General features: G+C 72.6%; 2 protein-coding genes. Both read right to left on the bottom strand.

Going from position 1 to position 2,795, the window contains the following annotated elements:
- Nucleotides 1-2,145, bottom strand: a 2,145-nt coding sequence (locus tag GA0115259_RS28370) for a PAS domain-containing protein (protein WP_141716721.1), incomplete at its 3' end; no start/stop codon positions are given.
- Nucleotides 2,146-2,468: 323 nt separating this feature from the next.
- The coding region (locus GA0115259_RS28375; RefSeq protein ID WP_093602307.1) for an SSI family serine proteinase inhibitor at nucleotides 2,469-2,795 on the bottom strand (327 nt) is incomplete at its 5' end.

Raw genomic sequence — 2,795 nt, forward strand, 5'->3', positions numbered from 1 at the left:
TGCCGTACCCGGTCCTGCGCCAGGCGCCACGCCCGCCGCGCCGCCGACCGAGGCGTCCTCGGCCGGGCTGGGCCGCCCGCGCCGACGTCCCGTACCACCGCCACCGGTCGCGCCAGCATCCTGCGCCGGGATCAGCCCTTGCTGCCCCTGCTGTCCTTGGTGACCTTCAACAGCGGACCCACCGGCGGTCCCGGCGCTTCCAGCAGCCGTCCCCGGAGCCCCGCTCTCGGCCGCGCGCGCACGCCGTCGTCCCGTGGGCTCCCCGGTGTCCTCGCCCGGACCTTCCAGGAACGCGTCCGTGGACGACCGACGCGCCCGCCGCCTGCCGCCGCCCGAAGTCCCGGGGGCCTGCTGCGTCCCAGGTGCCTGCCGCGCGGGCAGCCCGGGCGCGGACTGGGAGTCCGCCGATGCCGATGCCGATGCGGATGCCGACGCCGATACAGGCGCGGGCGGCGGAACCGTACCCGAGCCCTCTCCCAGCGGCAGCTCCAGTACGTACGCGCTGCCGCCCAGGCCCGGCATCTCGTGCGTCTGCAACACGCCACCGTGTGCTCGTACGATCCCTCGGACAATCGGTTCATGGACCGGATCGCCACCGGCGAACGGTCCGCGTACCTCGATCCGTACGACATCACCGCGCTGCGCCGCGGCCACCACGATCGTCGAGTCGACATATCCGCCGCCCGTCGTCAGCCGGGCCCGGCCCGTCGAGTCGACACCGGCCACATCGGCGACGAGATGCGCGAGCGCCGTCGCCAGCCGCGCCGCGTCCACCTCGGCCTCGATCGGCGGGGCATGCACCGCGAACTGCGCCCGGCCGGGCCCGATCAGCTCGATCGCGCCCTCCACGCCGGCCGCGACGACCCCGTCGAGCAGGGCGTTCGTCTTGACGAGCTGTTCCGTGCCGGCGTCGAGCCGCTGGTAGCCGAGGACGTTGTCCACGAGCGTCGTCATCCGGGCGTAACCGGCGGCCAGGTGGTGCAGGATCTGGTTCGCCTCGGGCCAGAGCTGGCCGGCCGGGTCGGCGGCGAGCGTGCCCAGTTCGCCGCGCAGCTCCTCCAACGGGCCGCGCAGGGATTCGCCGAGTACGGCGGTGAGCTGGGAGTGCCGGCCGGCCAGGTCTCCGTACCGCTCCGTCAGCTCCTCGATCTCGGCGGCGTACCGATCGCTGCGGTCCGCCAGCTCGGCCGCGTGCCGTTCGTTCGCCTCCGCCAGCTCGGCGGTGAGGCGGTCCCTCGTACCGGTCAGTTCGGCGGTGAGACGGTCGGTCGTGGCGGTCAGCTCGGCCGTGTGCCGATCCGTCGCCTCCGTCAGTTCGGTGGCGTGCTGCTTGGTGAGCTCGTCGAACGGACGGCGGTCGGTGAAGGTCATCACGGCGCCGACGAGCTGGTCGCCGTCCCGTACCGGCGCGGTCGTCAGATCGACCGGCACCTGCTTGCCGTTCTTCGCCCACAGGACCTGTCCGCGCACCCGGTGCTTGCGTCCCGACCTGAGCGTGTCGGCGAGCGGTGAGTCCTCGTACGGGAACGGCTCGCCGTCCGCGCGCGAGTGCAGGATCAGCGGATGGAGCTGATGGCCGCCGAGGTCGCTGGCGCGGAAGCCGAGGATCTGGGCCGCGGCGGGATTGACGAGGACGACCCGGCCCTCGGTGTCCGTACCGACGACGCCCTCCGAGGCGGCCCGCAGGATCATCTCGGTCTGGCGCTGGGAGCGGGCCAGCTCGGCCTCGGTGTCCATGGTGCCGGAGAGATCCCGTACGACCAGCATCAGCAGCTCGTCGCCGGTGTAGCTGTGCGAGTCGTTGTACGCGTCCCTGCCGTCCTCCAGGCTCGCGCTGGTGACCTCGGCCGGGAACTCGCTGCCGTCCGTGCGCCGCGCGATCATGCGCGTCGGTTTCGTACGGCCGCGCGCGTCGGCGGCGTCGGGACGGCGCATCGAGCCGGGGATCAGCTTGGAGTCGAACTCGGGCAGCAGATCGAGCAGCCCGCGGCCGACGAGCGCCGTGCCGGGCGTCTCGAACATCTCCAGCGCGATGGTGTTGGCGTTGACGACCGTGCCGTTGGCGTTGACGAGCACCAAGCCGTCAGGGAGTGCGTCGAGTATCGCCGCGAGGCGAGCAGCGCCTCGGGATGGCCTGCTGCTCACGACGACGCTTCCTCCCTGAACCACTGCACCTTGCTGACGGCCGCACCCATCTTGCCTCTCGGGTCCCGGCATGTCACTGCAGGGAGTCTAAGGGCTGGGGAGGTGACCGCGGCGGCGGATGAGCCGGAGCCTTGATGAGGGTTGTGTGCGAATGGCCCCGGAATGGCCTCCGCCCGGACGGGACCTAGCTGAATGTTATCGGCCGGTCACGGGGCCGGGACGGCTCGGACGGGGACGGCCGGGACCAGCGGGAACGGGCGACGGGGGCCGGTGACCGGTGACGGCAGACCGGCGGCCGAGGACACCGATGACAGCGGAGAGGTTTACAGCCTGGCGCTCGGGAGGACGGGCTCCAGGGTGCGCCAGCGGGCGATCTCGCAGCCGTTCTTCCGGCTGAAGGAGGCGTTGACGCGGTGGCCGTGCCAGGTGCCGGTGATACGGGCGGTGGCGTCGCCGCCGTGCTGCATGGTGCACATGGCGTCGGGGGCCACGGGCGCGAACGGGTCCCGGCCTTCGCCGGAGAGCTCGGCCAGCCGGTCGCAGGCGGCCCGCGCCCGGGGATGCGTACCGCCCGTAGGCCCGCACGTCAGTTTGAACGTTCCGTCGGCCGCCGCGGTCCCGCTGCCCGCCACTGTGACGGTGAACTGGTC

The sequence above is a fragment of the Streptomyces sp. MnatMP-M17 genome (genome assembly GCF_900091995.1).
Lineage (GTDB): Bacteria > Actinomycetota > Actinomycetes > Streptomycetales > Streptomycetaceae > Streptomyces.